This window comes from Pseudoalteromonas sp. T1lg24 (assembly GCF_002964745.1).
Lineage (GTDB): Bacteria > Pseudomonadota > Gammaproteobacteria > Enterobacterales > Alteromonadaceae > Pseudoalteromonas > Pseudoalteromonas spongiae.
Genome location: NZ_PQCB01000033.1, coordinates 760496 through 783998 on the forward strand (window position 1 = coordinate 760496; position 23503 = coordinate 783998).

Here is a 23503-nt window from a genome sequence, read left to right on the forward strand (position 1 = left end):
GAATTGAAATGCAAGATGCGAACGTAAGTAACGAATTAATAGAAGCGCAAGCCGCTGAATGGTTAGTTGCGCTGGACGAAACAACAGATATTGATGATTTAGAGGCATTAAACACAGCGCTGTCTGATTGGCTTGCAACAAGTGAAGATCATCGAGTAACGTTTGAAAAAATGTCTTCAATGTGGCTATTAGCAGACGAGCTACCCATGCCTAGTGAATTAGAGAATACGCAACCAGTAAGCAATGTTAAAAGGCAAAGTAAATGGCGCTATTTTGCATGGGCTGCAAGTTTTGTATGTATTGCGCTTGTTTCGTCGCGTTTTTGGCAAAGTGAAGTCGTTCCCACAAACAGTACCTTGGCTGCTGAAAAACCAGCTGAGGTAACACGTTTTAAAACGCTGTTTAACCAGCCACGCACCATAACGCTTAATGACAGTAGTGTAATTGATCTTGCGCCAAGCTCTGAACTCTTAGTGCAATATCAGGTTGATAAACGGGTGATCCATTTAATTAAAGGTGAAGCAGTTTTTAACGTCGCAAGCGATAAAAATAGGCCATTTACCGTAACGGATGGTAATCGCGAAGCAACTGCTGTGGGGACGGTTTTTAATGTTAAATTAGGTCTTAGAGAGTTAGTTGTGAGCGTGTTGGAGGGTAAAGTTCGTGTTAATAACCAATCGCATAATGCTCTTTTAAACGCAGGGCAATATGCCGCAATTGATGCAACGAACAGCAATGCGCTTATTGTTAAACAACAGCCGCTAAAAATGCACACAGCAGATTGGCAAAATCAACAAGCACAGTTTATTGATGCACGCTTAGCCGACATCATTTTTGATTTAACCCGATATTCGCCACTGACAATTTACTTGGCTAACGACTCCATTTCAGATCTGCGCTTCACCGGCACAGTGCATTTCGACAAAGTAGAGCAGTGGTTGCAAAGTGTCGCATTGCTTTACGATTTAGAAGTACAGAAAAATGGCGATGTGCGAGTGCTGAATATGAAGCAATAACCAGAATTGTATGGGGCGAATACCGATTAAACATCAGCTTGGAATTTTATTAGTTATTGGTCAGCTACTCATAGGTAGCTGGCTGTGCCCTGTTTATGGATCTGAAAATGCCTCGTTTAAACTTAGTCAAGCATTGATCCGAATAGCAAATCGTGCCGATTACCAACTCACCATGATGCCTCTAGTTGATGAACCCAATGTTGTATTACCTGCCCACCAATTACCGCTTCGCCAGCAACTCGAAAAGTTACTTAAAAATACGCAGTATAGCTTTGCAATTTATCCAGAACTACAAAGCTTAGTAGTGTTTAAACGAAACGCTGACGTGGAAAATGACAAAACATGGGAGCGGGTAACGATTACCGGCCACGGTGCGAATCATCGCTCAATTTTAGATTCTTCGGTTTCAATTTCACATTTATCACAACAGCAATTAAACCAACATGTACCCTACAGCACTGCCGAATTATTTAATCTTGCCAGTGGCTTTTGGGTTGAGGACTCGGGCGGTGAAACGAACAATAATGTTGCGCCTCGTGGGCTGAGGGGCGGTGAGGGATACCGTTTTATATCATTAATGGAAGACGGGCTTCCGGTGGTTTACGATGGTATTTGGCCTGATTTCTTTTTGCGTCAAGACCTAACGACAGAGTCGGTGCAAATTGTAAAAGGGGGTTCTAGCGGTATTTTTACCACCAATGGCCCTGCCGCGATGGTGAATTTTAATACGCGAAAAGGCGGTGATACGGCACTATTTGAAGCGAAATGGACTCAAGGATTAGATTACGGTTATCAGCGCATTGACCTATTTGCATCGGGGCCACTTACAAAAAACATGTACTATAGTACCGGCGGCTTTTATCGCACGAGTAATGGACTGCGTGCGCCGGGATATACCACAGATCACGGTGGCCAAGTTAAGACACGAGTTGATTATCTATCCGCTGAATTTGACTTAGCTGTTGAACTGAAACATTTGCGAGATACTACCGGATTTTATGCACCGATCCCGATGCAAAACCCAAGTAATCCAACTGGCATTTCACCTATTGATGCGGGCCGAAGCACTTTATTAAGCAATGAGCTGCGTTTTTTATCATATCCGAGTGAAAACGGCTTTAAAACGCGTGATCTGGCCGATAGCCAAGAAACCTCGCTTAATTCCCTCAAGCTATTTTTTGCTAAGCAGCTTAATCCACATATTTTTATCGACAACAAGCTGAGCATTAGCCACTTAAAGAATGATTTTTATACCTTGGTCAATCAGGGTAATGAAACCCTGATGTCGGTGCAAACACTGTTGGCACGAGAGGATATTACGGCGTTTATGGCGCAATACCCGACAGCGCGACCCGCGCTCACGTATGCAAATAGTGACGAGCCTGTTTCCCTAACGCAATCGCTAAATGGTAATGGATTAATGACCTTTGCCTACCCACTCGCGGCGAATTATTCGCAAACTCAATGGATTAACCACTTTTCTGCGCAGTGGTTAAGTGAACGTTGGCAATTGCAATTAGGTCAATTGATTGCATTTTCTGATTATCAAAGTTTGCCCTACGATCGCTGGCTTGGCGAAATTTTAATTGACGTAAAACATCGGCCGCAGCGCTATGACGTGGTTGCACTTGATAGTCATAATCGTGTTGTCGATAGACTTAGTCACAATGGCTTTTTGAATTTTTCAGGACCCGCATACATTCGTGGTGATGGCAGCCTTAAATCGTACTCTCATTATGTTAATTTCGATTATGATATTAGTGATACTTTGCAGCTTGATATTGCCACACGTTACGAGCACTTAACCCTAAATGGCAGCGTATTTAGCGATGTTGAAACCATAGAGCCGGTTACCAATCTTAAACACAAAACCGCCAGTGAGTTTGCTTTTTCACGCAGCCAAACAGAAAAAGAGTGGGCCTATAGCGCAGGTGTAAATTGGCAGTTTAAGCATAATAATGCGCTGTTTTTACGTTATGCCAGTGCGTTTGAAATGCCGCGCTTGCTTAACCTTGGTAATCGCATTGGCTACGGCGACTACTATGACGATGTCCCTAGTGACGTGGATTTTGCAGAGCCCGTTGATTTAACGTTTTGTGAAATCGGTTGGCGCGGTGCGACAGATGTAGCCAGTATATCTGCTAGTTTATTTGAAACGCGTTTTGATCCGCTTCCCTTTACCGTTTATCAAGGATTGAATGACCAGCACAAAGCAATTTTTATTGATACTAAAACTCAAGGGTTAGAACTCGAGTTTTTATATGAAGTGAATGACCATTTTTCTGTTGCTGGTGTAGGTGTTTGGCAACATGGTGAGTTTGCTGGTATTCCGCAAAGTTATAATGAATCCCAATACAATGGCAACCAAATAACGCGCACACCCAAAGCACAATTTCGAATTATGCCAACTTTCACATATAAAGCATTTGAAAGCACTGTTACCTTAGCTTATATAGGTAAGCGTTATTCAGATATAGCCAATCATTTTTCATTGCCAGCGTATACGCGACTCGATGTTAACCTTGCATTTGCGCTTAGTAACCAGGTTAAATTAAGTTTTAGCATTGAAAATGCCCTTAATTCGAAAGGCCTCACCGAGGGAAATCCTCGCGGTAGTTTCAGCCAAACGGATGAGTACTACTATGCGAGGCCTATTTTTGGTCGGCATTTGAATATGTCGCTGCATCTGACTTTTTAGCAGCTAAGTCAATTTTATAAAAAAGTTTAAAAAAACGCTTTACCTCAACCCAACTTGAGCTTTTAAAGTACCTGCACAATTTTGGCAAAAGGACTTTAAACTGATGAAAAAGTTAGTGTTATTTTCAAGTGCAAATAAACAAGGCAATACAGCAAAACTAATTGAGCAAGTCGCGAAACACCACCAATTGGATGTAATCGATATCGACTCGTTACAGATTTCGCCATACAACTATCAAAATGAATACCCTGAAGACGATTTTTATGCGTTGGTTGAGCGAATTTTAGCGGCCGATAAATTAATTTTTGCATCGCCTGTGTATTGGCATGCACCCACCGCCCCAATTAAACAATTGATCGATCGGATCACAGAGCTAACAGACGTACAATCACTCAAACCAAAAGCCCGTGCGTTTGCTAATAAAAAGGCCTTTGTTTTGGCCACATCGGCAAGTGATGAGCTATGCCCTATTTTTGATGGCTTTTTCGCAAAAGTGTTTAATTATTTTGATATTCAGTACACAGCGAAACTACATGCTAGTTGTCGTGACGGTTTTTCGCTAGATAACACCGTGTTAGCGCAATTTAACGTGGCACTAAATAAGTAGGAGTACACTGATGGAACAATACGTACAAGATTATTTAAATCAGCTCAATGCACCACAACTGCAAGGACTAGCGCTTATTTCGGCGCTTTATAAAGCGCATATAGCGACATTCCCTTTTAATAGCGCCAATGTCATTTTAAAAGAAAACTTATCACTTGAACCTGAAGCATTGTTTGACCGTGTAGTAACAAATCGACGAGGCGGATATTGTTTTGAACACAACAAGGTATTTTACCTTGCCTTAAAAGCGCTTGGTTTTACGGTTAGGCCACTTATAACACGGGTTTTACTTGATGGTAATGAGCAAAATGGCCGCTTGCACCGTGTTACTTTATTAGAGTATCAAGGGAAACAATACATTGTAGATGTGGGCTTTGGCGTGCTTAACCCGCGCTTTATCGTGCCATTAAAAACTACAACGATTGATGCGCCAAATGGACGGTATAGCCTTGAACAAACTGGCGATCAAGCGTATCGCTTGGCGTTAGCGCCTAATAATGACCAACCGATCACACTTTATCGTTTTGATTTAAGTGAATTCACCGAGATGGATTGCAATATTGGCCATTTTTATAGCTCGCAACACGAAAATGCGGCATTTGTGAATAATCTAGTGGTATCACGAATAATGGATAACGAGCGCATTTTAATTAGGAATAACCAAGTTACCTTTTTTGACGATGCACATAACCAGCAAGAGGTATTTACCATTACCTCGGCGAAACAATTACATTCGCTACTGACAGAGCAGTGTTTAGTGGAGCTAACATTTGCACAAACGCAAACCTTGTTTGAGTTTATTAATCGAGAAAGGTGATAAGACATTTAGCAAACAAAAGCGGCTTTTTAGCCGCTTTTGTTGTTTTAAGTTAACTGGCTGGCGCTTTGTCGTTAAACTAAATAATCTGAGCTAAAAACCGCAAAAGTGAAAAGTGATGAAACAGAATATTGTAAATATTGCGCTGGTCGTAAAAGACTATGATGAAGCAATTGATTTTTATGTAAATAAGCTTAAGTTTGAATTGATAGAAGACACTTATCAGGCAGAACAAGATAAACGCTGGGTTGTTGTGGCACCACCAAACTCTACCGGTACGGCACTGTTATTAGCAAAGGCATCAAAACCTGAGCAGCGCGCGTTTATTGGTAATCAAGCGGGTGGGCGCGTTTTTCTATTTTTGAATACCGATGATTTTTGGCGCGATTATGAGCATATGAAATCGGTTGGGGTGTCGTTTATTCGTGAGCCACAACAGCAGCCTTATGGCACCGTCGCCGTATTTGAGGACTTGTACGGAAATCGTTGGGATTTACTACAATTAAACGCTGATCACCCAATGGCAAATAGAGAACGCTGATTTTCAGTCTAAAAGAGAGCGGATAGGAGAAACGCGTATGCAGCATCAAGGTTCATGTTTATGTGGCGCAGTTAAGTATGCGGTAACCGGTAGTTTTAATGCATTTTATTTGTGTCACTGTGCGCGCTGTAAAAAGGGAACCGGTACCGCTCATGGTGCCAATTTATTTGCATTTAATGCGCAGATAGACTGGCTGCAAGGGCTGGAAAAGGTAAAACGTTATCAACATTTAAACACTTGTCATGTTAAAAGTTTTTGCACCGATTGCGGTTCGCCATTGCCAACACACGATCACGATTTAAATTATGTTGTGGTCCCTGCTGGCAGTTTAGATACAGATGTGCCCATGTCTCCAAGTGCGCAAATTTTTGTTAAAAGCCGCGCGCCTTGGTTTAATGATATTGCGCACACTCCTTGTTTTAACGGCTTGCCGAAATAATATTACGTAATTTGAACTTGCCATTATAAACGACTTTTAGCGACAAAATTAGTTAATGTGTTTGCAAAGGTTTTGCGATTGCCGTTTTAATTAATTGCATCAGTTGCTTTGCTTAATAACTAGTCTAATGGTTAAGTATCTGATCTAAATAGTATATATTTTCGTAGTAATAAGCTTAATTAAAACGGAATTTCTAAGGATTTATGACACATTTTTCAAAATGGGTAGAGCGTTTCCATAATCGCATCGGCAGTAATTCGTCCAAGTGTAACGAACTTGACGATAACGCCTGTCAGGCGCAAAACGGTAATTACCTGTTGTTTGTTGTGTCGCTGGTATTAAGCAAAATCGCCGATTCACTCGCCAGCGCTAAAGTGGTGTTGCCTTGGCTAATGGCAACCACAGGTGCGCCAATCTTTTTAACCTCTCTGCTTGTGCCAATACGTGAATCGGGTGCGATGTTGCCACAAATTGTATTGGGTGCGCATATTCGCCGCCAAGCAACGCGCAAGCAATATCTTTTTTATGGCGCGGTATTACAGGCTATTGCGGTACTTGCTTTGCTGTTTGCGGCAATAAGCTTGAGTGGCATAGTGGCTGGTATCGCTATTGTTGTTTTAACTATTTTATTTAGTTTGGCACGCGCTATTTCCTCTATCGCAAATAAAGATGTGATGGGTAAAACCATTGATAAAAGTAAACGTGGCAAATTAAGTGGTACCGCCGCCAGCATTGCGGGTGCAATTACAATTGTGTTTGGTGGTGCGTTATATCTACGCTCAAGCGAACAAGATGGATCGATTATTTTACTTGCGCTGGCCGCTGTATGTTTTTTGTTAAGTGCATTTAGTTGTGCGCTTATTAAAGAATATGATGGTGATAAGAGCGACGACAAAAGTGCGCTCGATGTTGCAAAAAATAACTTAAAACTACTTAAGCAAGATATTGGTTTTGCTCGTTTTGTGTGGGTACGAAGCCTGATGATAAGCTCTGGTTTAGCGGCTCCTTACTTGGTTTTAATGGCAGAGCAGCAAGCCAGTTCTTCTTATGTTTCGTTAGCCAGTTTAATTGTACTTGGTGGTATAGCAAGCCTTATTAGTGGTCGAATCTGGGGTAAATTGGCAGACAAAAACAGTAAAGGGCTGATGGCATTTACCGCAAGTTTAAATACGATTATTTGTTTGCTTAGTGCACTGTTTATTTGGTTTGAAGTTGACAGTATTTACCCTTACCTTGCTTTGTTTTTTGTACTACTTGTAGTGCATGAAGGTGTGCGCCAAGCACGAAAAACATATTTAGTCGATATGGCGGGTGGTAATAAACGAACTGACTATGTTTCGGTCAGTAATAGTTTAATAGGTGTGGTGCTGTTACTAATTGGCCTATTAAGCGGGGCATTAGCGCAGTTTTCAATTTTTGCGGTGATGTTAGCGTTTGCGCTTCTTAGTGGCATTGCATTTGCGCTGAGCTTTAGCTTGAAAAATGTATCTAAAAAAGACTAATCACCTGTGATTTAAAGTTACGTTATTCGCTGGATTTAAGTTTGTATTGGCGTAATAGCGAAGCTAGTTTTACTTTTCACAACGTTGCAACAGGCCTATTTATCTGCGCTCTAAGTTGATAAATAGACCTAGCTGTTTTATTCCGGTTTTTGCCCTCGGCTTGGTGTAAACGCAATAAAATACGCGTGGTTACTTTCTTGGTAATTATCAATTTCAATTTTTGCTTGTTGGTCAAATGCAACAATGAGCTTTGGTTGCGCTACAATTTCTTCGCCCGCGTCGCTTACTTCTAAAATGGCCATTTCTACTTCAGCAACGTCATTATTCTCAGATACCACAAAGTTAAAATGAAATTTGTCGCTAATATTAAACGCTGCTTTTTCGTTAAAATGTACCCACATTGTCATTTGTGACGTGTGTGTGTTTATCGCTTGATCACTTGTGCGTTCGGTCACGTTAATTTCAAAATTTACAAAAGCACCTTGCTCACTTTTAGTGTTAGCGCTGTTTGGTGCAGCTAGCGCAAGTGTGTGCCATGTTATTAACAATAGTGCCGCTGTAACCGACATGGTATAGGTAAGTTTGTTTTTTAAAGTCATTTCTCTTTGTTCCTTGAGACGTTTTAGTCGTTGAATGTTATTGTTTTTAGTTGAGGTTGCCGTGCAGTTTAAAGTGAGCTGCTGGCTTTGGTGTTGGTGTAAAATTAAATCGGCAAAATCAGCTTGATATGCTTTATGGCCATAATGTTGTGCGCATTGTTCATCACACAGGGCTTCAATATAAAAGCGTGTTTGTTTGCTCAGCTTTTTAACCAGAGGATTCCACCACAACAAACTCTCCACTAAGGTTAAGAACAGCAAACGTAAGTTATCGTTACGTACTTTGTGTGTTTTTTCGTGGTTAACAATAAGCGCGATTTGGTTGGCTTGCGTGATGGAGCTCGATAGCACTATTTTGCTGTTAAAAACTCCCATAAGCATACCACTAGGCACGTTTTCAGCGCGGTAAACGGGCACTGCATGTTGCTTAGATAAGGTGTCGCAATAGCTAAATGATGCGCTATTAACAATGCGTGCGTGTGTTTTTAACTGTCGTATCAAGCGTGTGCTAAATATCACGCCACCCAACAACACACTGCTAAGCAATAGCATTAAACTTAGTTGCTGATAATCAATAAAATGAGTATTGAGACGTGTTTGCTGCGCGGTTATTGTGCTGAATGTTTGCGACAGAATAATTGGATTAACCAATTCATCTGATGGTAGTAATTTAGCGAGCATAGGGTAGGGAATACACCAAGTAACAAGCGCAAATACCGATAAGCGATAGTTTGCTTTATTTGACCCGTTACCAAATGTTAATAAGCTCAGCACAAGTACCGAAATGCCTATGTTGATAAGCAAGTAAAACATCATTTTTGTAAGTCCTTTTTACGTTCTTTAAGCACCGACTCTAAGTATTCAAGATCGTCCATTGAAAGCGCTTCTTGCTCTAAAATATGAGCCGCTAATGGTCGGCTTTTACCGAGGAACACTTTGTTTATAAAGTCTTTAATTAGCGGCACGCTAACGCTTTGTTTTTCTGTGGTAGGTGCGTAAAAAATAGTACGTCCTTGGGTTTTGCTGCGCTTTACACTGCCCTTTTTTTCTAGTCGGTCGATGATTGTTTTAACGGTGCTGTACTTTACGTCGCGTGTATGTGCGATTTGCTTATGAATTTCAGGTGCACTGGCCTCTTTGTGGTGCCAAAAAAGTTGCATCACTTCTAGTTCAAAATTAGAAAGTGCCATCAGATCTCTCTATGTCTACAAATGTAGATGTATGTTATCTCTACATGTGTAGATATAACAAGCGTTTTTTTAACTGAATGTATGGATTGGCTAATTTAATTAGTTAGTTGATTGTTTAGTGCTCAATTTTTCGTTACAGCTTTTAGCTTTGCTATTTGCTGTAGTGCATTATCTAAATCGCTCGCAAAAAAATGCGTCATTTCAAGTTTTTCGAAGATTTGTGTTATTTGTTGCTTAGAGATGTTTTTGCTAAAACTATCGGTAAGTAAGGTGGTGTCTGACTGTACATTATTTTGTTTGCGCCACAAAAAATGTTGTTCAAGTCGTGCGATAACTTGTGGAATAAATACCGTTTCACAACGAAGAATTGCAATATGATGCCATGGGTTTCCGGCAAATTCATTTACTATTGCAGCTACGTCATTATGGTAATGATCAACGGCTTCAATATTCCAAGGCCCTTTTGCATCGGCCACGATGATATTGTTGGGTAATAATGTAAGTGAGAAAGTTCCGTGTTCAATTGCCATTTTATTGGAGTTGGCTAAGTTTCATTCTTTGAGTGTAATTCAAATTAACGTGAAATCTAGTTATTGACTGGGCACCAATAAAAAGCGCCAATTTGGCGCTTAATAAGGTTGTCACTTTTCCAATCTCAATATGCGGAATATGACGAAGCTATTCTATCTATCAAGTTTAAATCGTTAACGAACCTTTAAGCAAAAGGCCTAGCTAGTTAATTTTTGCAGCCAAAATATTAAGTTGCCATTGCTGTGCGTTTTGATTTTTCGCAACCGTGAGGGCCTTTTTGTAATATTGCTGCGCATTTTTACTATCGCCGAGTTGTTCGTAAACGCCGGCAATTGCTTTTAAATGACTTATTGATTCACCATGCTGACTTTCACTTTCTTTTAGAATATTTAACGCAGCCTTTGGCGAATCAAAATGACCGGCGTAACTTGCTTGCTTCGCCACTAAAACTTGGCTTGATTGTGGCAAAATATTAATTGCTGATGCGATAAACTCAGGCACCTTATCAACTAATTGATTGCGGTAGTGATAGCGCATTAAACTTTGCGCGACACTATTGGGCATTGCTTGTTTTAGCTGCCATTTCTCTTGTAAAGCAGCATAATGCTCGATGATTGACTGCGGCGTTTTTGTTGCAAGTTCACGCTCATTGATGTGCCAACCTTTGAAAATCGTTTTTAAACTATTTCGTAATGCAATTAAACCTACAGAGTTATGATTTTCATCTGGATAATGGGTAAATTGCCACGTTAGATTAGCGCTAGGGTTTAAGTCCAAATAATTAATAAAATCATATTGCCCCATGCGGGTTTCATCGCCAAGGGCTAAATGAAGCGAAATTGGCGTATCGTTTTGTTGCTTTAATTGGTTGTTGGCTTTTTTAACGATGGCGTTATCGCCAACCCAAACAGACGGGCTAATCGCAATATAATGATTAAAACTATTGGGCTTTTCAATTAACGTATTGAGTACAAACAGCCCGCCAATCGACTGACCCACCAAAATATGATTATTTGCCGTACGGTAGTGTTTACTGATATAAGGTTTTACTTCTTCGGCTAAATAGGTGGCAAATTTTGTCGCATTGTCGAGCGTTTTTTGCTCGTTAAAGCTAGGTGTCATATAGCTACGGTATGACTGAGTGCCTTTATCAGCAATTGCCACCAAAATCACATTTGGAATCAGTTCGCCTTTATTGGCGAGCATATCTAACATGCCAGATACCGCGTTAAAATTGTAGTCGCCATCAAGCAAGTAAATTACGGGGTAAGTAGCATTGGGGTTTGCTGCGTAGCTTTCAGGCAGTAATACTTGAATTGTTCTGTCTTCATTTAGCGTGCTAGACGCGGTAGTGATACGTTGAGCTTGTGCCTCAATGGTCGTTGCGAAAAATACGACACATATAAAAAATAGCTGAAAAAAGCGCTTCATCTGGGTTCCTGTTTTATGTTGTTTCTATCCGTATGCTTTGGGTCTGCTGAATTTGAAAAATCGATAGACCCTAGGATCATTACCTAAATTACTTTAAAGTGAAAATAATTAAGATAAAACACAGATTGAGGTCGTTGCGATGATTAAAGGGGCGTGTAATTGCAATGCGGTGCAGTTTGAAATAACCCGTGATGTAAAAGACATTTACATGTGTCACTGTTCGATTTGTCGCAAGGCGACAGGCACAAATGGTATTGGTGTGCTGGTGGTTGCTAACGCCGACTTTAAATGGCAAAGCGGAGCAGACCATGTCGCAACGTGGAAAAAACCAAACAGCGACTGGCAAACGTGGTTCTGCGCTGTGTGTGGCTCTAAATTACCGGGCGATAACGACAGCGAACGAAAGTTTATTCCGGTAGGGCTAATCACTCATGGTGCTGAGCAGTTTAAAGTACGACATCATATTTGGGTTGATTCAAAAGCGTCGTGGGATGAAATTGGCGATGATGGGTTACAGCATCCAAACGCCTACGGCACTGCAAATTCAAATGATTAGCCTACAAAAAGCAACACAAAACGATGTTGACTATTTAGTATCGCTGCGAAAATTAACCATGCTCAGCTATTTGCTTGAGGCGGGTATGCCATGTTCGGAGCAAGATCATTTAGCGCGTGTTAATTATCAATTTGATGCAACGCACTTAATAGTTTTCGATGGCAATATTGTTGGTATGGTCAAATTTGCTAATCAGCTTGAAACTGGATGTTGTTACATTTATCAATTACAAATTCACCCTGATTTTCAAAATAAGCAACTTGGTAGCCAAGTTATAGCGTTAATGATTGAAAACGCCAAAGTGCAGCAGCTCGATGTGGCGCTGAGTGTAATCAAACAAAATCCAGCATATGGGTTGTATTTGAAGTTGGGTTTTCAAGTTGTAGGTGAAGACTGTGCTGAATATTTGATGCGAAGGCCTCGTGATCATAGTTACCAGCACTTGCTTGAACGCGATGTGTTAGACGACCCACTTCGGATGTCAGCACTTAATGCGGTACGCCAACTTAGTATACCAAGTGCGTATATTGCGGCGGGTTTTTTACGTAACTTGGTGTGGGACAAACTTCATGGGAAATCTAAATTAAGCGGTTTAAATGACGTTGATGTTATTTACTTTGACCAAAACGAGACAGAGCACAATATTGCAAAACATTATCAAGCAAGCTTAGTTAAGTTAATGCCAAACGTAAATTGGCAAGTAAAAAATCAGGCGTTAATGCACACAAAAAATCACGATAACCCTTACAGTTGTTTGGTGGATGCGATGCGTTACTGGCCTGAAAAAGAAACCGCCGTTGCGGTGAAACTAAACCATATGAATCAGCTTACCTTTATCTCGGGGTTTGGTTTTGAGTCGTTATTTAATTTAAGCCTGCGGTATAATCCCAAACGTGATAAAGCTATTTTTTTAACACGACTTAATAACAAAATGTGGCAAGAAAAATGGCCTAAATTAACATTAGAGCTGTAAACGGGGTTTACAGCTTGTGCAGCTTAACTTGGTTTTTAAACCATAAATAGGAAGAAGTATTAATGAGAGCGGAACTTAGGCAAAAAATAATTTCAGTATGCGATAAAAAAATTGCAGCGAAAGGCGACAACGTAGGCGTGTCATTTTACGCGTTTTTTGCCAATAAAAACGACGACCCTGAACGTTTAATGGAAGCCGCTACGTGGTGGATTGAAACACATAAACTTGATCATTTTGAAAAAGCGACAAAAATTAAGAATATGGTACTAGCTGAGCAATAAGCACAAAGCTATTTTGTAAGGCTAACACACGTATTTTGGAAACCCGCAAGCGTAATACTCATTATGGATTTTAAACATTTGAACAGAACTTAGATCGTAAAGGTCAACACGCTCTATGTTGTCCAAGGGGAGATGCATTTAGTTCAGCCCACTTGAGCTAAATAACAAGAATATGAAAATAGTATTAAAGCCTTGGCAATTTAATCTAATTACCTGCTGCATATACTTGCTGTTTGCTATTTTTACGATGCAAGCACTGCATACTCTCTCTACGTGGCCGCCTGCGGGAGTCGCGCTTGCTGCGCTCACTTTATTTGGCCGTAAGGCATGGTTAGGTGTTGCATTGGGCTCGTTTCTAGCAATTATCTATTATTTTCATCTATATAATTTAAACCCATTCACATTTAATCACTTTGCTATAAACCTAGCTACATCAACAGGAAATACGCTAGCGGCGCTGTGTGCATTTAATATTATGTACAAGCAAATTGTGTTGCATAATCCATTAAAAAGAGTCGAAAATGTCGCTGGCACGTTTATTTTTGCCTGCGCCGCAATGGGCATGGTTTCGGCTATTTTTGGTGTGGGCATTTATTATGTGCTTGGGCTCGAGTGGTTCGATGGTTTCTTCTTTGGCGTATTAAATTGGAGTATTAGTAACGCGCTTGCAGCAATAGCGATAAGCCCTGCACTTTATTTTTTATGGCGACGCTGGCCGCATAAAATGACGATCCAAAATGTTACGCAGTCTTTGCTAATAACCGCCATTACAGTGTTATGCTGTTATTTAATTTTTGGTCCTGGTTATACCCATTTCGATTTACCTATTTTACAGCCGTCTTTAATACTGTTTCCGCTTTTATATTGCGCTATGCGATTGTCATCAACTTTAACCAGCTGTATGAATATGCTGGTGTTTTGTCTTGCTTGGATTGGTAGTAACCAAGGTTGGGGCTATTTTTATCAACATCATGCTGCCAGTGCGGAAATCACTTTGCAGTTTTTCTTTTTATTTATTTTTGCCGTGGTGCTTTTGGTGCAAGCCGTGTTTAACCAAAGGCAAGATGAACAAGAAGAATTAACTCGGTTATTAGAACAACGAGTTGAAGAGCGCACATGCCAGTTAGAATATCAAAAACAAAAGGCGCTTAAGCTAGCGGTGACCGATCCGCTTACTGAGCTATACAATCGCAGAGGCTTTTTTAAAACTGCCCATCATTTATTTAGTCAGTATTTGCGCCATCCGGGGTCATGTGCGCTGTTGTTATTAGATTTAGATAAATTTAAATTAATCAACGATAACTACGGCCATGCGATGGGTGATGAAGTGATAAAAAACACAGCAGATATACTACGGCATTTTACCCGTGAATCTGATATTACTGGGCGAATTGGCGGCGAAGAATTTGTTGTGTTTTTGCCTATGTCAACGCAAGATGATGCAACTTCGCTCGCAGAGCGTATACGTCAAGCCATTTCAGAGCAGCAAGTAACATTGGATAACGTAACCGTGCAATACACTCTAAGTATTGGCGTGAGTACGTTTGATCAAAATGATAAAACGCTAGAAACCATGCTTAAACGTGCAGATAAAGCACTCTATATCGCAAAAAACCAAGGTCGTAATCAAGTGCAATATTGCTGATAATTGCGCTTACTGAAAGCCATATTTGGTACGATATTACTATGTGATGTGGCAGATATTTCAGGGTTTTAGTATCAATTTGGTTAAAACCTACCTAGCAATTTAGGTTTCTCGCCTCTTTCATATTTTAGTTTGTTTAACGTTTGTTGAGATAAAACTAATAATTTATTGGGATAAGTAGTGTTAAATATGATATAAATCATACTGTTACTTTATCTTGATAAAGTGTTTTTAAAAACAATCTTTAGGGTCTTTACGGCTTTCTTGGTAGTTTTTGTAGTGGTTAAACTAAGGTTTATGCAAAACTGACTTAGCATCGCTTTGTAGTAAATACTCACTTAATCCCGCAAAAATTCAAAAGCCCATAAACACCCCTCTCTATATTTCAAAGGATTTTGAATTCATGAACAAGTTAGCATCAGCAGTCGCTATTACTTCTACGTTACTACTTTCTGGTTGTATGACAGTAGTTCAAAACTCACAGCAAGCTTCACTTGAAACCAATAAAACCGTTACTGTAATTGACGACACACGTACACGTGATGGCGTGCGTGACTCAATTACTGGTTGGTTAACAAAACAAGGTTACCAATTTGAAGTTGTAGAAACGCCAAATTATGTACTTGAGTATGACCAAGCAATTGTATATCAAGCAAATTGGGCGTGGGATATTACAACTTACATGCGTTATGCAGATATTAGTTTATACAACAAAAACAATCGTATCGGTAACGTAAGAGTAGATACTGTTGGTTGTGGTGGTTTTGGTAAGTTCGGTAACGCTGCTGAGCGTATTTCGCTATCAATGGATTTACTGTTTAAGAAAATCGATACAAAACAAGCTGAAAAGCTAATTTGTAAAGCGTAATTATAAAAACAAATACAATTACGCATCGTCTGTGTTGTACATAAAAAACTAGGCTACAGCTGTTGTATATTGCGCTAGCGATTTAACAGCTTTAGCTTAAATAAATGTACGCTTCCCATAGTTTAAGTGGGAAATATTTAACAAGATGCTCTTAAAAAGCGCTGATAATTCAGCGCTTTTTTATTTTCGCTAGTCTTTATTGCATTTGATATTTTAGCTAAACCAATATACTGATTATGGCCACTAGTTCGTGGTCAAATTGAGCTCTTTTAGCCCTGAGATTAGGTGATCCAAAAATGCTTTTACTTTTGCTAGTGGGTACTTTCTTCCCGAGTATAATGCATATAAAACAAGATCTTCAGGCTCGCAGTTTAGCGCTATTTTGATAAGACTACCGTTATCAATTTCTGTTTGGCACGCATGCATCGGCAATATCGCAAAGCCAAGTCCTTTTAATGCAGCCGCTTTTGCCATATGGCCACTATTGACCTTGTAATCTGATTGCACCTGAATGGTTTGCTCGCCTTTAAATCGCCAAGGCATGCCTTGCAGTACGGATAGCGACGTAATGCACGGCACTTTGCTCATATCGCTTAATGACTTTGGTAATGCGGTATGCTCAAGCAAACGAGGAGACGCCACTATACAACTAGGCCAACATATAATTTCTTTAGCTACCCAGCCTGAATCCTCTAATGCGCCACGACCAAAGCGTAACACCAAATCGTAGCCATCTAACAAGCCTTCTTGCGGGTTTAAATGGGTATCGCAGCTGAGATTAATTTGTGTATGCTCGAAACAGAAATCCGCAATAATCTCAGCTAGAAAGGGAAGATCTGGCATCACGACCTTTAGGTGCCCGGATAATGAATCGCCAAATTGAGAAACTTCTTCCAATGCATCATTTATCGCACAGGTAAGCGGTGTAATTGACTGATAAAGCTGTTTTCCAGCAGCAGTTGAAATCATTTTTCGCGTTGTGCGCTCCAGCAATCGTAGCCCGAGGTTTTGCTCCAATAACGCGACATGTCGACTGACATTCGAGGTCGGTATTTCTAGTTGTTCTGCCGCTAACTTAAAACTGAGTTGTTCATAAACAGCCTGAAAGCTAAGTAACCATTGCAGCTCGATTTTTTCTATCACTATTAACTCAAATAATGGGATTAATAAATCAATATTAGCATGTTTATCCTATTTATTGATTTTGTAATTATCGTTTCTGATTTAACTATAGAGATTGAAAAATGAATAACATTAATCGAATTGCGATTGTTGGTGCAGGCGTGGCGGGATTGGCACTGGCGATACTTGCCACAAAACGAGGTTACAAGGTCACAGTATACGAGCGCGCTAGTTCAGTGTGCTCAATTGGTGCGGGGGTAACCCTGTGGCCAAATGCCATGTTTGTATTGCAGCAGCTAGGAATAGAAAGTGAAGTAACGCGTGCAGGGGGAAAACCCGCTTATATGCGGCATTTTAATCATTATGGTGTACAACAAGGTGAATTTGATATTGAAGAAGTGAACCTGTTGTGTGGCTTTCCAAGTGTAACCATATTACGCCGCGATCTTATGAAGATTTTGGTAAAAGCATTCACTGATTTAGGCGGTGCTATTCGCTTGAGTTGTTCCATTAAAGCGCAAGATATCGTTAGCCTTAAACAAAAATTTGATTTGGTAGTAGGTGCTGATGGACGTATGAACTCAGCGGTGCGCCAGTTTTTATACCCAGAAACTGTAACGCCTAGTTACCATGGTTTTATTAATATTATTGGTGTTAGCAAGCTAAGCGAAGATTCTGTATCTAATACTATTTGTGATTTTCGTGATAACGCAGAGCGGTTCGGCATTGTGCCCGTTAAACAAGGTTGGTGTTATTGGGCTGCGGCGTGGAATACAGAAATAGCTAGAGAGCGGACCTTGGCTGATTGGCAAAAAGAGGTTCATGCCCGTTTTAAAAACTGGCCAAAGCCGGTTCGAAGTGTGCTAAACGCAACTGATAAAGCAACGTTAAACCGTATTTTTGTTCATGATCTTGAGCCATTAACATATTGGCATCGTGATAACGTTGTGATTATAGGCGATGCCGCTCATGCACCTCTACCCACTTCAGGGCAAGGCGCATGTCAGGCGCTAGAAGATGCATGGCATCTTATTCAACTTTTGCACCCAGAAGTTGAGTTGAATGATGCCCTTACACGCTTTTATCAACAAAGGTTCACTAAAACTACAACTGCTCAAACCGTTGGTCGGCAAGTCGCTCAAAAAATATTTGTTGAGCAGACAGAGCCGCAATCACCCTCAAATATTTCAGCTACGCAGTTAAGTCAATTTTGGATGCAAGGGCTTTGATTGAGGTTTTTAAAAAGTAAGGTTTTAAAGTGTTTAGGTATACTTTGTAGCGTATTAATAAAGATATTAAGGTATTAAAGCTCGTTTATTAAAGATTTCCAAAGCATAGTGTGTGCTCTGTTCCTTTTTCGCTTTTTCAATAATAGGTATGCCCCAACTGCATCCTATTTTGCTTAAAAAATCGCGCCAGCTTAGTCCTCCTGGGCCAACAGCACTATCTAACTCACTTAAACCAAATGATCTGGCGCCTCCGGTTTGTGCAATCGGAGGCAAGTTGGGATCGTTAGTATAGCCGCCAAGCACAAAAGGTTTTGCCACATTGCTTTGGTTAATTGCAAAGTAAAGCACTTCTTTTCTTTGTGTGTCGGTGTAAGTGGCGATTTTTTTCATGGGTTGCAACGTTAACGTTTAGTGTAATACTCGCGTATGTGGCTATTGCCATCATTTTGTGAGTTTCCCATATATTCCCAGTAAGTGGTTTCGTTTTCGAAATGGAGCTGTGATATCTGTGTTTTACCGTATCGCTCAAACTGTAAAACAATGCTGCTATCGGTACATCCTAAAATTGAGTAGTTTATGCGTTCTTCTTTCGCTGGCATCGTCATGGTTTTTTCGCCCATTGTGATCTCAATGTCAGGGGTATTGATGCGCATTTCCTGTTCGTTATTGAATGTTATGACTTCTTTACCTTGAGTTTGGGTCATAAAAGCCCACGCATTACCGTTAACATTGGCCCACTTTTTATTGAATGATTCGAACTTTTCGCTGGATGATGTCCATGTTCCGGTCAACGTAGGGCAACTCATCGCAATATTGGGTAAAACAAGGGATAAACAGAGGATTAATTTTTTCATATGTAGAATGACAATTTATTTGTGCAAAGCTTATTTTTATTATTAGAGCGTGTTGACTTTTATGGTCTAAATTCTGTTCAAATCCAAACCATTTTGATCGCGGCGTCACTTTGTAGGCCTAGTGGGCTAAGTCAAAAAGTGACAACAAAGAGCACAATGGTTTGGGTTGAACCCTACAGGCAGCGCTTGTTTGGCATTTATACTGTATTATCGCTTATTTATGTAGAATAACTACACCACAATCGCGCTGTCTTGTCTACATGCCAAACAAACTGCTGCAGAAATAGACTGTAAAGGTCAACACGCTCTCGCATCAAATTGTATAACTTATTGCCATTGTTATATTTTTATAGATGTAACAGAAAGTTACGCAAGGCTTAATTTAAGTTTGTTTTAACGGATGAGGTGTTTATTGGTGGCTGAGCGCCTTTGTTTGCGCTTCACTAGGAACTAAGCTATTTTCCAAGCCAAAATTAAGCCATTGTTAAAGTGTATGAATATTAATTTACGTGCCATTAGTTACGCTGCTGTGTTAGGTATGCTGTTGGGCTGCAATACTGTGCCAACACCGCAGCAAGATGTTAAAAATATCAACGAGAACAAAGTGCTTCGCATTGCAACATTTAATGTCAGTATGGAAGCCACGAATTACCAATCAAGCGAACAATCAGCTACAAAATCAACCCTAAATGCACATGCGCTTACGCAAGCATTAGCAAGTGGTGACGTACAACAAATTAATAATATTGCTGAAATTATTCAGCGCACTCGCCCAGATATTATTTTACTTAACGAGTTTGATTACATTGCAAAGCGCGAGAAAGGCATCGATTTATTTAAGACGGCGTACCTTGAAGTATCGCAAAATGGCTTAGCGCCAATTACTTACCCATATGTGTATCTTGCACCCGTAAACACGGGAGTAAAAACCGAATTAAAAGGTGATGCTGTTAAGCTTACTCATTTTGGCTTTGGCCGTTACGCTGGGCAGTATGGCATGGTACTGTTGTCGAAATACCCCATCGTTTCAGAGCAAGTCCGCACTTTCCAACACTTTTTATGGCAAGATATGCCGAATAATTTGATGCCAGTTAACCCAAATGGCAGCCAATGGTACTCAAGTGACGAGCGCGCGATAATGCGTTTGTCGTCTAAGTCTCATTGGGATGTGCCGATAAATGTTTGTGATAACACGATTCATGTGCTGGCAAGCCACCCAACACCACCAGTATTTGACGGTGAAGAAGACCGCAATGGAAAACGCAATCACGATGAAATCCGCTTTTGGCGAGATTACATTAGCCCATCAAGCAATCACTATATTTATGATGATAACGGTCGCCATGGCGGCGTTAGTCCACAGTCTTTTGTGATTTTAGGCGATTTAAATGCCAGCGCAGTGGATGGTGATGCGCACCCAAATGCGATTAATCAACTATTGTCTCACCCAGATGTTAATCACTATGGCGCGCCGCAATCTGAAGGTGGCTTGCAAAATAAACCTGAAAACACACACGCCGCAACACATACCGCAGGGTGGGGAATGCGTGCCGACTATGTGTTGCCGTCAGCAAATTTAAAGGTGTTAAACAGCGCTGTGTTTTGGCCCGCTAAAGGTAAACAAGGTGCACATTTAGTTGCCGATAGAAGTGCCTCATCAGATCATCGTTTAGTTTGGGTGGATATTGCTCTTGCTAACGTATGCGAACAGTAATTGTTGATATCGGTTAATTATGCGAACTAAAAAGCCTAACTTTTGAATGTTAGGCTTTTTTTGACGCGTCTAACGCCGCTAACATAAAACCGAAGGTAGGAAATTAAGTTGTTTTAAGCATTACCGCCATATGCAATGCCATTAATTTTATTAATTTGGTAACCCACTTTTTCAATTGTCTTGATGATATCAATTTTGGCTTTAGCACTTGCCACAATGACCGTTTTGCAGCCAAGGTTAATGTCGATAAATGCACACTTATCTAGTATTTTTAGCGCGTCTTTAATGGTATTAGCGCAATGATTACAGGTCATTGCGTCAATGGTCAGCTTTAGCATGTTTTGCTTCCTTTATTTAAAAACACCACACCCTAAAGGTTACGCTGGTGGCAAGGTCAACAATGGCACTGGTACTTTTTAAGGTTAACAAAATTACTATTTGACCTTACCATCGTGGTAAGGATTAAAGTGATATCTCGACAAAAACGTCAAAGCGGAGATTAAAATGGATAAACGCATACAATTTAGTGTGTCTGGTATGTCATGCGCTTCCTGTGTTGGTCGCGTAGAAAACGCGCTAATTAAAATAACCGGAGTGACTAAGGCGAGCGTTAACCTAGCAAGCGAAAGTGTTAGTGTTGAAGGTGATGCTAATTTAGCTGACGTTGTGCAAGCCGTAAAAGATGCGGGCTACGGCGTAGAGACACGTGAAGTTCACTACCAAGTTACAGGTATGGGGTGCGCTTCTTGTATCGGTCGCATTGAAAAGGCTGCATATTTATTACCGCAAGTTATTAACGCCAACGTTAATTTAGCAACAGAAAAGCTCACGCTTACCGTATTATCTGAACCTGCTTTTGACGAACTTTCACATGTTATAAGCGAAGCTGGTTATGCGCTGGTTGAGCCAGAGTCAGTAACGCCAAACGAGCAGCACAATACCAGTGAAAATCTGCCAATTTATCGTAGAGAGTGGTTTGCACCTGCTGCCTCGATGGTATTAACGCTACCCATGCTATTGCCAATGTTTGGCTTGTTATTTAATTTTCATTGGATGCCACCCGCTTGGGTGCAATGGGCGTTAGCAACGCCTATTCAGTTTTACTTTGGTGCCCGTTTTTATCGTGCAGGATGGGGCGCATTAAAAGCGGGTGTTGGCAATATGGACTTGCTTGTTGCTATTGGCACCAGCGCCGCCTATGGATTATCGCTTTACTTGTGGTGGACATTCAGCGCTGAGCACGGTCAGCCCCATTTGTATTTTGAAAGCAGCAGTGCGGTGCTGAGTTTAGTATTGCTCGGTAAGTACCTTGAACATCGCGCTAAGCGCCGTACAACCAGTGCATTAAAGGCATTAGAAAATCTAAAACCAACTACAGCAACCGTTTGGCGTAACAATACTTGGCAAAGTGTCGCTGTATCACATGTAAAAAGCGGTGAGCGCATTAAAATTAAGCCAGGCGAACGCGTGCCGGTAGATGGTGTGGTGCTAAGTGGCCAGTCACAAATTGATGAAGCGCTTATCAGCGGTGAAAGCGTGCCCGTTTATAAAACCGAATCAGACAAAGTAACCGGTGGCTCAGTTAATTTAGATGGTGTTTTGGAAGTTAACGCCACGAGCGTTGGCGCAGAATCAACACTTGCCAAAATTATTCGTTTAGTTGAACAAGCACAGGGCGCAAAAGCGCCGGTTCAAGCCTTAGTTGATAAAGTAAGTGCGATATTTGTCCCTGTTGTACTGGTGGTTGCACTGATCACCTTGCTTGCCTTTGGAATCGGCACAGATGATTGGACAACGGGTATTTTGAACGCCGTAGCAGTTTTGGTTATTGCTTGCCCGTGTGCCTTAGGTTTAGCAACGCCTGCGGCAATTATGGCGGGTACTGGCACGGCTGCACGATTTGGCATTTTAGTGAAAGATGCCCGCGCGCTGGAACAAGCAACCAGTATCGATATGGTGATTTTTGATAAAACTGGCACGCTCACAGTCGGTAAGCCAGAACTAAGTGAAATGCATGCTTTTAATGCCACGCAACAAGATGCTTTGCAATTAGCCGCATCACTTCAGCAATATAGCGAACATCCGTTAGCAAAAGCGATTGTTGATAAAGCGGCTGCGCAGCAACTCGACTATTTACCAGTATCTGATTTTAAAGTTGTTGCAGGGCGAGGGGTTAAAGCGAGTTATCAGCAAAATACGGTTTACCTTGGTAGCACGTTTTGGATGCAAGAGCTTGCAATCTCATTGCCTGATTTATCGACTCAAATACCGGGTACATCGTTATCTTGGTTGGTAAGTCAATCGCCGAACGAACAAGCAAAAGTACTCGCGCTGTTTTATTTTAGCGATGCGCCGAAAGTACATGCGGCCAGCGCGGTAACTCAGTTAAAACAACAAGGCGTTAAAGTGGCAATGTTAACTGGCGATAGTCAAACCAGCGCGGAATATATTGCCGAGCGGTTAGGGTTGGACGAATATCAAGCGCAGGTATTGCCTGAACATAAAGCCCAGTACATAGCTCAAGCACAGCAGCAGGGTTACACGGTTGCTATGGTGGGTGATGGTATTAATGACGCGCCGGCGCTGGCACAGTCCGATCTTGGTATTGCTATGGCGACAGGCACCGATGTGGCAGTCAGTGCCTCGGCTATCACATTAATGCGCGGTGAGCCGAGCTTAGTGGCGTCGGCATTAACCATGTCAAAACTCACTTATCGCAAAATTAAACAAAACTTATTTTGGGCGTTTATTTTTAATGTGATTGGTATTCCATTGGCAGCATTGGGTTATCTCAATCCTATTATTGCTGGTGGCGCGATGGCAGCCAGTAGTTTGTTGGTAATTAGTAATGCGCTGCTGTTGCAGCGTTGGCAACCAAAGGCATAAATAA

23 protein-coding genes are annotated in these 23503 nt (G+C 41.0%); 15 read left to right on the forward strand and 8 right to left on the reverse strand.

Features of this window, described 5'->3' with window-relative positions; translation table 11 throughout:
* Window positions 1-8 precede the first annotated feature (8 nt).
* The 7 genes from C2M30_RS15510 (at window position 9) to C2M30_RS15540 (ending at window position 7620) form a co-directional block, all read left to right on the forward strand.
* On the forward strand, window positions 9-1016 hold the full coding sequence (locus C2M30_RS15510; protein WP_105172319.1) for a FecR family protein: 1008 nt from the start codon (window positions 9-11) through the stop codon (window positions 1014-1016).
* 10 nt (window positions 1017-1026) lie between these two features.
* Entirely contained in the window at window positions 1027-3714 is a 2688-nt protein-coding gene (locus tag C2M30_RS15515; RefSeq protein WP_105172320.1) for a TonB-dependent receptor, read from the forward strand.
* Between the two features lie 103 nt (window positions 3715-3817).
* Complete coding sequence (locus C2M30_RS15520; protein WP_100915858.1) at window positions 3818-4321, forward strand: flavodoxin family protein; 504 nt, start codon at window positions 3818-3820, stop codon at window positions 4319-4321.
* 10 nt (window positions 4322-4331) lie between these two features.
* A complete protein-coding gene (locus tag C2M30_RS15525; protein WP_105172321.1) occupies window positions 4332-5138 on the forward strand; it encodes an arylamine N-acetyltransferase family protein in 807 nt (268 codons plus the stop codon).
* Between the two features lie 118 nt (window positions 5139-5256).
* Window positions 5257-5679: a VOC family protein gene (locus C2M30_RS15530; RefSeq protein WP_105172322.1), complete on the forward strand. Its 423-nt coding sequence runs from the start codon at window positions 5257-5259 to the stop codon at window positions 5677-5679.
* 37 nt (window positions 5680-5716) lie between these two features.
* Window positions 5717-6118 carry a GFA family protein gene (locus C2M30_RS15535; protein WP_105172323.1) on the forward strand — a complete coding sequence of 134 codons (402 nt, stop codon included), beginning with the start codon at window positions 5717-5719 and terminating at the stop codon, window positions 6116-6118.
* A 203-nt stretch (window positions 6119-6321) separates the two neighbouring features.
* The gene (locus tag C2M30_RS15540; protein ID WP_105172324.1) at window positions 6322-7620 is read left to right on the forward strand and encodes an MFS transporter; all 1299 of its coding nucleotides are present in this window, start codon (window positions 6322-6324) and stop codon (window positions 7618-7620) included.
* A 137-nt stretch (window positions 7621-7757) separates the two neighbouring features.
* Here C2M30_RS15540 and C2M30_RS15545 read toward each other — a convergent pair whose 3' ends face one another.
* From C2M30_RS15545 to C2M30_RS15560, 4 genes are all read right to left on the reverse strand, one after another.
* Window positions 7758-9035 carry a M56 family metallopeptidase gene (locus tag C2M30_RS15545; RefSeq protein ID WP_105172325.1) on the reverse strand — a complete coding sequence of 426 codons (1278 nt, stop codon included), beginning with the start codon at window positions 9033-9035 and terminating at the stop codon, window positions 7758-7760.
* Window positions 9032-9409 carry a BlaI/MecI/CopY family transcriptional regulator gene (locus C2M30_RS15550; RefSeq protein ID WP_105172326.1) on the reverse strand — a complete coding sequence of 126 codons (378 nt, stop codon included), beginning with the start codon at window positions 9407-9409 and terminating at the stop codon, window positions 9032-9034. The genes C2M30_RS15545 and C2M30_RS15550 overlap by 4 nt, the downstream gene beginning before the upstream one ends.
* A gap of 122 nt (window positions 9410-9531) precedes the next feature.
* Window positions 9532-9939 carry a hypothetical protein gene (locus C2M30_RS15555; protein WP_105172327.1) on the reverse strand — a complete coding sequence of 136 codons (408 nt, stop codon included), beginning with the start codon at window positions 9937-9939 and terminating at the stop codon, window positions 9532-9534.
* 202 nt (window positions 9940-10141) lie between these two features.
* Complete coding sequence (locus C2M30_RS15560; RefSeq protein ID WP_105172328.1) at window positions 10142-11371, reverse strand: alpha/beta hydrolase-fold protein; 1230 nt, start codon at window positions 11369-11371, stop codon at window positions 10142-10144.
* 139 nt (window positions 11372-11510) lie between these two features.
* On the opposite strand from C2M30_RS15560, the gene C2M30_RS15565 reads away from it, so the two are divergent.
* From C2M30_RS15565 to C2M30_RS15585, 5 genes are all read left to right on the forward strand, one after another.
* The gene (locus tag C2M30_RS15565) at window positions 11511-11927 is read left to right on the forward strand and encodes a GFA family protein (RefSeq protein ID WP_105172329.1); all 417 of its coding nucleotides are present in this window, start codon (window positions 11511-11513) and stop codon (window positions 11925-11927) included.
* The gene (locus C2M30_RS15570; protein WP_105172330.1) at window positions 11863-12900 is read left to right on the forward strand and encodes a nucleotidyltransferase family protein; all 1038 of its coding nucleotides are present in this window, start codon (window positions 11863-11865) and stop codon (window positions 12898-12900) included. Before C2M30_RS15565 ends, C2M30_RS15570 begins: the two co-directional genes overlap by 65 nt.
* A 62-nt stretch (window positions 12901-12962) precedes the next feature.
* Window positions 12963-13181 (forward strand): DUF6500 family protein, encoded by a 219-nt coding sequence (locus C2M30_RS15575; protein WP_010558465.1) that lies wholly within the window; start codon window positions 12963-12965, stop codon window positions 13179-13181.
* Window positions 13182-13353: 172 nt separating this feature from the next.
* Entirely contained in the window at window positions 13354-14826 is a 1473-nt protein-coding gene (locus C2M30_RS15580) for a sensor domain-containing diguanylate cyclase (protein WP_105172331.1), read from the forward strand.
* Between the two features lie 403 nt (window positions 14827-15229).
* Window positions 15230-15694, forward strand: a complete 465-nt coding sequence (locus tag C2M30_RS15585) for an Sbal_3080 family lipoprotein (RefSeq protein WP_105172332.1) — start codon at window positions 15230-15232, stop codon at window positions 15692-15694.
* A gap of 243 nt (window positions 15695-15937) precedes the next feature.
* Here the strand turns inward: C2M30_RS15585 and C2M30_RS15590 are convergent, their stop codons facing one another.
* Entirely contained in the window at window positions 15938-16837 is a 900-nt protein-coding gene (locus C2M30_RS15590; protein WP_199775896.1) for a LysR family transcriptional regulator, read from the reverse strand.
* A gap of 101 nt (window positions 16838-16938) precedes the next feature.
* Here C2M30_RS15590 and C2M30_RS15595 point away from each other — a divergent pair, with 101 nt between their 5' ends.
* Window positions 16939-18045, forward strand: a complete 1107-nt coding sequence (locus C2M30_RS15595) for an FAD-dependent oxidoreductase (RefSeq protein ID WP_105172333.1) — start codon at window positions 16939-16941, stop codon at window positions 18043-18045.
* Window positions 18046-18111: 66 nt separating this feature from the next.
* Here C2M30_RS15595 and C2M30_RS15600 read toward each other — a convergent pair whose 3' ends face one another.
* Complete coding sequence (locus C2M30_RS15600) at window positions 18112-18435, reverse strand: hypothetical protein (RefSeq protein WP_105172334.1); 324 nt, start codon at window positions 18433-18435, stop codon at window positions 18112-18114.
* A gap of 11 nt (window positions 18436-18446) precedes the next feature.
* Complete coding sequence (locus tag C2M30_RS15605) at window positions 18447-18899, reverse strand: hypothetical protein (protein WP_234004752.1); 453 nt, start codon at window positions 18897-18899, stop codon at window positions 18447-18449.
* 493 nt (window positions 18900-19392) lie between these two features.
* On the opposite strand from C2M30_RS15605, the gene C2M30_RS15615 reads away from it, so the two are divergent.
* Window positions 19393-20613, forward strand: coding sequence for an endonuclease/exonuclease/phosphatase family protein (locus C2M30_RS15615; protein WP_234004753.1), 1221 nt, complete (start codon window positions 19393-19395; stop codon window positions 20611-20613).
* 113 nt (window positions 20614-20726) lie between these two features.
* Here C2M30_RS15615 and C2M30_RS15620 read toward each other — a convergent pair whose 3' ends face one another.
* On the reverse strand, window positions 20727-20951 hold the full coding sequence (locus C2M30_RS15620) for a heavy-metal-associated domain-containing protein (RefSeq protein WP_105172336.1): 225 nt from the start codon (window positions 20949-20951) through the stop codon (window positions 20727-20729).
* Between the two features lie 166 nt (window positions 20952-21117).
* Here C2M30_RS15620 and C2M30_RS15625 point away from each other — a divergent pair, with 166 nt between their 5' ends.
* Window positions 21118-23499, forward strand: coding sequence for a heavy metal translocating P-type ATPase (locus C2M30_RS15625; RefSeq protein ID WP_105172337.1), 2382 nt, complete (start codon window positions 21118-21120; stop codon window positions 23497-23499).
* Window positions 23500-23503 lie beyond the last annotated feature (4 nt).

What these genes read in the sequence shown, in the direction of transcription:
- C2M30_RS15510 (WP_105172319.1), top strand. Translation starts at nt 9, where the DNA reads ATGCAAGATGCGAACGTAAGTAACGAATTAATAGAAGCGCAAGCCGCT.
- C2M30_RS15515 (WP_105172320.1), top strand. Translation starts at nt 1,027, where the DNA reads ATGGGGCGAATACCGATTAAACATCAGCTTGGAATTTTATTAGTTATT.
- C2M30_RS15520 (WP_100915858.1), top strand. Translation starts at nt 3,818, where the DNA reads ATGAAAAAGTTAGTGTTATTTTCAAGTGCAAATAAACAAGGCAATACA.
- C2M30_RS15525 (WP_105172321.1), top strand. Translation starts at nt 4,332, where the DNA reads ATGGAACAATACGTACAAGATTATTTAAATCAGCTCAATGCACCACAA.
- C2M30_RS15530 (WP_105172322.1), top strand. Translation starts at nt 5,257, where the DNA reads ATGAAACAGAATATTGTAAATATTGCGCTGGTCGTAAAAGACTATGAT.
- C2M30_RS15535 (WP_105172323.1), top strand. Translation starts at nt 5,717, where the DNA reads ATGCAGCATCAAGGTTCATGTTTATGTGGCGCAGTTAAGTATGCGGTA.
- C2M30_RS15540 (WP_105172324.1), top strand. Translation starts at nt 6,322, where the DNA reads ATGACACATTTTTCAAAATGGGTAGAGCGTTTCCATAATCGCATCGGC.
- C2M30_RS15545 (WP_105172325.1), bottom strand. Translation starts at nt 9,035, where the DNA reads ATGATGTTTTACTTGCTTATCAACATAGGCATTTCGGTACTTGTGCTG.
- C2M30_RS15550 (WP_105172326.1), bottom strand. Translation starts at nt 9,409, where the DNA reads ATGGCACTTTCTAATTTTGAACTAGAAGTGATGCAACTTTTTTGGCAC.
- C2M30_RS15555 (WP_105172327.1), bottom strand. Translation starts at nt 9,939, where the DNA reads ATGGCAATTGAACACGGAACTTTCTCACTTACATTATTACCCAACAAT.
- C2M30_RS15560 (WP_105172328.1), bottom strand. Translation starts at nt 11,371, where the DNA reads ATGAAGCGCTTTTTTCAGCTATTTTTTATATGTGTCGTATTTTTCGCA.
- C2M30_RS15565 (WP_105172329.1), top strand. Translation starts at nt 11,511, where the DNA reads ATGATTAAAGGGGCGTGTAATTGCAATGCGGTGCAGTTTGAAATAACC.
- C2M30_RS15570 (WP_105172330.1), top strand. Translation starts at nt 11,863, where the DNA reads ATGAAATTGGCGATGATGGGTTACAGCATCCAAACGCCTACGGCACTG.
- C2M30_RS15575 (WP_010558465.1), top strand. Translation starts at nt 12,963, where the DNA reads ATGAGAGCGGAACTTAGGCAAAAAATAATTTCAGTATGCGATAAAAAA.
- C2M30_RS15580 (WP_105172331.1), top strand. Translation starts at nt 13,354, where the DNA reads ATGAAAATAGTATTAAAGCCTTGGCAATTTAATCTAATTACCTGCTGC.
- C2M30_RS15585 (WP_105172332.1), top strand. Translation starts at nt 15,230, where the DNA reads ATGAACAAGTTAGCATCAGCAGTCGCTATTACTTCTACGTTACTACTT.
- C2M30_RS15595 (WP_105172333.1), top strand. Translation starts at nt 16,939, where the DNA reads ATGAATAACATTAATCGAATTGCGATTGTTGGTGCAGGCGTGGCGGGA.
- C2M30_RS15600 (WP_105172334.1), bottom strand. Translation starts at nt 18,435, where the DNA reads ATGAAAAAAATCGCCACTTACACCGACACACAAAGAAAAGAAGTGCTT.
- C2M30_RS15605 (WP_234004752.1), bottom strand. Translation starts at nt 18,899, where the DNA reads ATGAAAAAATTAATCCTCTGTTTATCCCTTGTTTTACCCAATATTGCG.
- C2M30_RS15615 (WP_234004753.1), top strand. Translation starts at nt 19,393, where the DNA reads ATGAATATTAATTTACGTGCCATTAGTTACGCTGCTGTGTTAGGTATG.
- C2M30_RS15620 (WP_105172336.1), bottom strand. Translation starts at nt 20,951, where the DNA reads ATGCTAAAGCTGACCATTGACGCAATGACCTGTAATCATTGCGCTAAT.
- C2M30_RS15625 (WP_105172337.1), top strand. Translation starts at nt 21,118, where the DNA reads ATGGATAAACGCATACAATTTAGTGTGTCTGGTATGTCATGCGCTTCC.